Annotated in this window: 7 protein-coding genes and 2 pseudogenes; all 9 read left to right on the forward strand. The window is 35.2% G+C overall.

The window, feature by feature from the left end; all coding sequences use genetic code 11:
• Nucleotides 1-178: 178 nt before the first annotated feature.
• Entirely contained in the window at nucleotides 179-490 is a 312-nt protein-coding gene (locus tag RYK12_RS09895) for a DUF4176 domain-containing protein (RefSeq protein ID WP_125409819.1), read from the forward strand.
• A gap of 244 nt (nucleotides 491-734) precedes the next feature.
• The gene (locus tag RYK12_RS09900) at nucleotides 735-1,415 is read left to right on the forward strand and encodes a hypothetical protein (RefSeq protein ID WP_061421771.1); all 681 of its coding nucleotides are present in this window, start codon (nucleotides 735-737) and stop codon (nucleotides 1,413-1,415) included.
• Nucleotides 1,416-1,425: 10 nt separating this feature from the next.
• A pseudogene (locus RYK12_RS09905) lies at nucleotides 1,426-1,718 on the forward strand (DUF4176 domain-containing protein).
• 256 nt (nucleotides 1,719-1,974) lie between these two features.
• Nucleotides 1,975-2,364, forward strand: coding sequence for an LXG domain-containing protein (locus RYK12_RS09910; protein WP_260468278.1), 390 nt, complete (start codon nucleotides 1,975-1,977; stop codon nucleotides 2,362-2,364).
• The gene (locus RYK12_RS09915; RefSeq protein WP_314848825.1) at nucleotides 2,345-2,680 is read left to right on the forward strand and encodes a hypothetical protein; all 336 of its coding nucleotides are present in this window, start codon (nucleotides 2,345-2,347) and stop codon (nucleotides 2,678-2,680) included. Before RYK12_RS09910 ends, RYK12_RS09915 begins: the two co-directional genes overlap by 20 nt.
• Entirely contained in the window at nucleotides 2,677-3,387 is a 711-nt protein-coding gene (locus RYK12_RS09920; RefSeq protein ID WP_261096963.1) for a hypothetical protein, read from the forward strand. Before RYK12_RS09915 ends, RYK12_RS09920 begins: the two co-directional genes overlap by 4 nt.
• 30 nt (nucleotides 3,388-3,417) lie before the next feature.
• Complete coding sequence (locus RYK12_RS09925) at nucleotides 3,418-4,146, forward strand: hypothetical protein (RefSeq protein WP_314848827.1); 729 nt, start codon at nucleotides 3,418-3,420, stop codon at nucleotides 4,144-4,146.
• Nucleotides 4,139-4,567 carry a hypothetical protein gene (locus RYK12_RS09930; protein WP_038804217.1) on the forward strand — a complete coding sequence of 143 codons (429 nt, stop codon included), beginning with the start codon at nucleotides 4,139-4,141 and terminating at the stop codon, nucleotides 4,565-4,567. The genes RYK12_RS09925 and RYK12_RS09930 overlap by 8 nt, the downstream gene beginning before the upstream one ends.
• A gap of 1 nt (nucleotide 4,568) precedes the next feature.
• Nucleotides 4,569-4,825, forward strand: a pseudogene (locus RYK12_RS09935) (DUF5085 domain-containing protein); the annotation flags it as partial.

The following is a 4,825-nucleotide window of genomic DNA, read 5'->3' on the forward strand; positions in this document are numbered from 1 at the left end:
ACATTACTGAACCAGAAAGTAAGTTAGCTCGAATCATGTTTTCTTATTATGGCGCTCTCAATGCCCAATTAAAAGGAGATGAAGCTCGTGCCCGAAGTTTGTTTGAAAGTATCGCCCATGAAAATCCAGAACTCTTTTATGTTCAGGAAGCGAAGAAATATTTAGAAGGAGAAAACTGATGTCAGAACGTACAGCTTTACCGATTGGAAGTGTTGTTCGAGTGAGAGAAGGTGTGGAGCCTGTCATGATTGTTAATCATTGTCCAGTTACTGAAAAGGACGGCAAGCAAGGTTATTTTGACTTTGGGGCTGTCAGTCTTCCACTAGGGCTTGTTAATCAAAACATTATCTTCTTTAACAAAGAGGATATAGATGAAGTTCTATTCTTCGGTTACATCGATCGTAGATTTCAAGACTTTTTGAGTCGTTATGATGAGGAAGTCTCAAAAATCACCTATGAGCACTTCAGTGTAGATGATTTTAAAAAATGACATACAAATCCTAGAATTCTATTCTAGGATTTTCTATATGGTGAGAAAATGTTATAATGAAGATTAAGTAGAATAAATGTATCCGAAGTTCGAGTTCAAAAAGATAGGTAAAGCACTCAGTAACTCACTTTCTTCTCTGAAAGGAGCATTTGGATGGTAGGTGTTTGTACCTGATCCATTATTCTGATTAAATTTATTGAATTTCAGCCTACGAGTAGAGCTATAAAATATGAGGTGGTGGGTAATGAAAGTGTCGAATAGACGTTATAAAGTTAGTTTAGTTGGGCGTGTGAATAATAGATATTACCTGATAAGGATTTCCAATCAAGAATATATAATAGATTATTCAAATCCCAAGGATGTACGCACCTATTTGTTTGGGTTATTCCCGAAATATAATACAGAGTATCCCATCTATAAAGTTGACAATGCTAGTATAAAAACAACAACTTGGAGAATAATGGATCAATTTCAAGGAAGCTTACTGGAGTATAGTATTGGCATTGTACTAGTTTTTCTTTTGATTCTACCAAAACATATTAACCCACTATTGATTTTTAATAATTCGATAATTAGAGAATCATGGTATCTTTGGTTATCAATGATTTTTTGTGGAGCTATATTACTGATTTCTTTTCTTATCTTTAAGTCAAATACAGATGAAATCCCTATTTTGGTAGATGAAAAAAGTATTTTACGAAGAGTAGAGGAACCAAGAAAAAGCTTCATCAAATTTCCTCAAAAAATAGTTGATTTTTTAAGTTGTTTTTTAGGAATTCCAATCTGTCTTTTTATGGGAGTTGCTTCATCAAATTTTATTTTGTTAATTGTTTTTGGATGTTTAGGATTCTATCAGCTGTTATTTGCTAGGTTTTTTAACTTATTATTTGTAGTTAAAAGACATAAATTTTATATTGTTAAATAAGGAGAAAGTTATGATTTTGCCTATTGGAACTATTGTTTATTTATCTGGTGGAAACCAAAAAGTTATGATTTTAAATAGGGCGCTATTGTAGAGTAGGAAGGTCAGGATGTATTGTTTGATTATACTGGAGCTCTATTTCCAGAAGGATTAACTCCAGAGCAAGTTTATTATTTTAAGCATGAAGATATTGATGATATTGTGTTCAAAGGATATAGTGATATTGATGAAGAGCGTTTTGTTAAATTATATAAGAAATGGCTTGGCTCTATTGAAAGTAGCATTAAAAAAGGAAAAATAGAATAATATATAATGGTGTAATTGTCCTTTCGCAGAGAGTATTTCAATGAGGGCATTGTTTCTAGCGTATATGGATAGGAGATAGTGAATGAAGATTGATTTATCTGAGGTACAGGCTCGAAAATCGGCCTTGAGTACATCTGTAGGTGGTATCAAGGGCGATCTAACCAAAGCCAGAAGCAGTTTATCTTAAGTTGTCTCTACAGATAATCTCAAAGGTGTCGTTAAGGACACAATCAACCAAAAAGTTTCTAACTACCAGATTCCTTTGCTAGATAACTATAGCAATGCTTTGGATAGTATCGTAAACCGCTATGATGGGATTATCAAGCTTTTTAAGGAGACGGTTGGTGAGACCGACAACAGTGCCATTATTAAGACAGAATACCTAGAACGTATCAAGCAACGCATGAAAGATCCGATCGAGGGATTAAAGGGCAGTTCCAGTAAGACACAAAATATCTATGCAGGGATAAGTGATATCCTAACGTTAACGAATCCTAGTTTGGATAGTGTGAATACGAGCTATAGTCAAGCAGTCAAGAGTTTAGATGATACCATAAAGAACATGGAAGCTTTTAATAGTGTTCTTTTAAAGACAGATACCTTTGACCTTATCGATATGCAAAATAGTGAAATCGCTACCCTATAATGAAAAAGAGGCCAAACGTCAAGGATTGAGAGGAAATGAAGTTGAGGCTAGTAAGGCGACAGGTTTTGTGATAGATGCGGCTAAGGCAGCGGGAACAACTGTTGCAGGGATTGCTGGAGCGAGTGCTGGAGCAGCGCTAGCAGGTTTAGTTTTTGGTGCGACAGCTCCTGTTTGGTTACCTGGGGCAATTGCAATTGGAGTATCCGCAGGTGCTGTTTGGCTTGCAAATAAACTTAATGATGATTTTCATATAACAGATAATCTTAAAAAAGGTGCCAATAGCCTGATCAAAGGCATGAGAGGATGGTTTAAATGATTATTGAAAGAGTCAAAAAATTTTTTGAGTTTCAAAGAAGGAGTGTCCATGGACCAGTTCCTCTTTGGGGAGTATTAAATGGGATTTTTATTTTGTATCCCTTGGTATTTACAGGATTTTGGCTTGCAGGATTAAGGATTTTAAAAAATCCTGCCTTACATCAAGGCTTGATTATTACAGGGATTGTTGTTTGGATTTTAAATCTGGTTTTTCTTTTGGATCTTAAGCGAGGGATTTTAACTAGCTTTGGAACCTATCTCATGTATCTGACGGGCCATGTTTATGCCATCATTGCTTTTAGCAGTTTAAGTGGGGATCATAGTTTTATTAGTTTGAAAATTTTCCTCCCCCTTATTTTTGCTATTATAGTTGTTATTGTTGGGACTTGTCTGGTCAACTTAGATTCTGAAGAAATTTTATCAGAAAAGGCCGTCAAAAATGTCTATAATTTTTTATTTGGACCTCCTGTAATTTTATCGCTTTGCTTTATTTTTTTAGGGATGATTGGATATGATTATTTTATGGGATGGGGGATGTCTTTATTATTCATGATTTTTGGGCCTTATTTGTACCGAACATGGCTTTATATTATCTATGCCTACCAACACCGTCATTATGTTGAAGAAACAGCTTCAATCAAGCATATAAAAGTAAACCCAGATATGATTTCAAACAGAGAGTTTGACAGAGATAGGTTTAAAAAGTAAAGTTTTAAAAGGTATGAGAGGATGGTTTAAATGATACTGGAACGAATTAAAAAAACATTTGAATTTCAAAGAAGTAGAATAAAGGGACCGGTTCCTCTTTGGGGGGTGTTAAATGGGATTTTTATTTTGTATCCCTTGGTATTTACAGGATTTTGGCTTGCAGGATTAAGGATTTTAAAAAATCCTGCCTTACATCAAGGCTTGATTATTACAGGGATTGTTGTTTGGATTTTAAATCTGGTTTTTCTTTTGGATCTTAAGCGAGGAATTTTAACTAGCTTTGGAACCTATCTCATGTATCTGACTGGCCATGTTTATGCCATCATTGCTTTCAATAGTTTGAGTGGGGATCATAGTTTTATCGGTTTAAAGCTATCCCTCCCTCTTATTCAATCCATTATTGTTATAGTCGTCATGAGCTGTTTGGTCAATTTAGACTCTGAAGAAATTATCTCGCAGAAGGCCAGCAAAGTTATGCTTAACTTTGTATTCGCTCCTCCACTTATTTTATCATGTATCTGTATATTTCTAGCGATGATTGGATATGATTATTTTATGGGATGGGGAATGTCCTTGTTTTCGATGACATTTGGACATTTGTTTTATGCTACATGGTTTATAATTATCTATGCCTACCAACACCGTAATGATGTTGAGGCAGAGACTTCAATCAAGCATATAGAAGTAAACCCAGATATGATTTCCAACAGAGAATTTGACAGAGATAGATTTAGTAGAAAGGTAACTAAAGATGATTAAAGAAATACAACTACATATGAGCCATTTGATGACAGACCAGGTCCAGATTCAAGCGGACGAACTATTGGAGTTATTTGTTCATACAGAACTCCTTCCCTATACTGATGGTATTTATAAAGATGGCCCTACCATTTTTGAGATGACTCCAACTCAATTTAACGAAGAAAAGCAAGATGTGGGAGTCTATATTCCAGTTATATCTGAAGCAGAGCCAACAAGTCAACTGGATTATCAGGCATCTCTAGATATAGAAGGAATTAGCAAGCGGGTTCTATTTGATGGTAGCTTGGATGAAACAATTGAGGAGATGAAAGCTTATATTCGTGATCATGGTTGGGAGTTGCAAGATAAGTTATACCTAGTCTTGATACCTGTTTATGATGATTTGTTTGTGGATTTGATTATCCCAGTGGAGAAGTAAAATGGCAGAAATTACATATGGTATGAATCAATCCTTAATGATGAGTAATGTCTTGAGTGTGAACTATAATATTGTCGGTGATGAGATTGCAGTAGCCTTTCAAGATATGATTCAAACAGCTGTAGCGGCAGGATATACACCTAAAAGCAATCCCTTTTACTCATGCCCCCATATCGGAGAATTGGAAGATGGAACATACAACATCACAGTCTATCTTCCCGTTCATGAGGATTATCTAGGAAAAGAAGAGATAATGGA

Origin of the sequence: uncultured Streptococcus sp. (assembly GCF_963518475.1) — a bacterium.
In the GTDB taxonomy this organism is placed as follows: domain Bacteria; phylum Bacillota; class Bacilli; order Lactobacillales; family Streptococcaceae; genus Streptococcus.

Coding starts and splice junctions, on each gene's coding strand:
- RYK12_RS09895 (WP_125409819.1), top strand. CDS start 179: ATGTCAGAACGTACAGCTTTACCGATTGGAAGTGTTGTTCGAGTGAGA.
- RYK12_RS09920 (WP_261096963.1), top strand. CDS start 2,677: ATGATTATTGAAAGAGTCAAAAAATTTTTTGAGTTTCAAAGAAGGAGT.
- RYK12_RS09925 (WP_314848827.1), top strand. CDS start 3,418: ATGATACTGGAACGAATTAAAAAAACATTTGAATTTCAAAGAAGTAGA.
- RYK12_RS09900 (WP_061421771.1), top strand. CDS start 735: ATGAAAGTGTCGAATAGACGTTATAAAGTTAGTTTAGTTGGGCGTGTG.
- RYK12_RS09930 (WP_038804217.1), top strand. CDS start 4,139: ATGATTAAAGAAATACAACTACATATGAGCCATTTGATGACAGACCAG.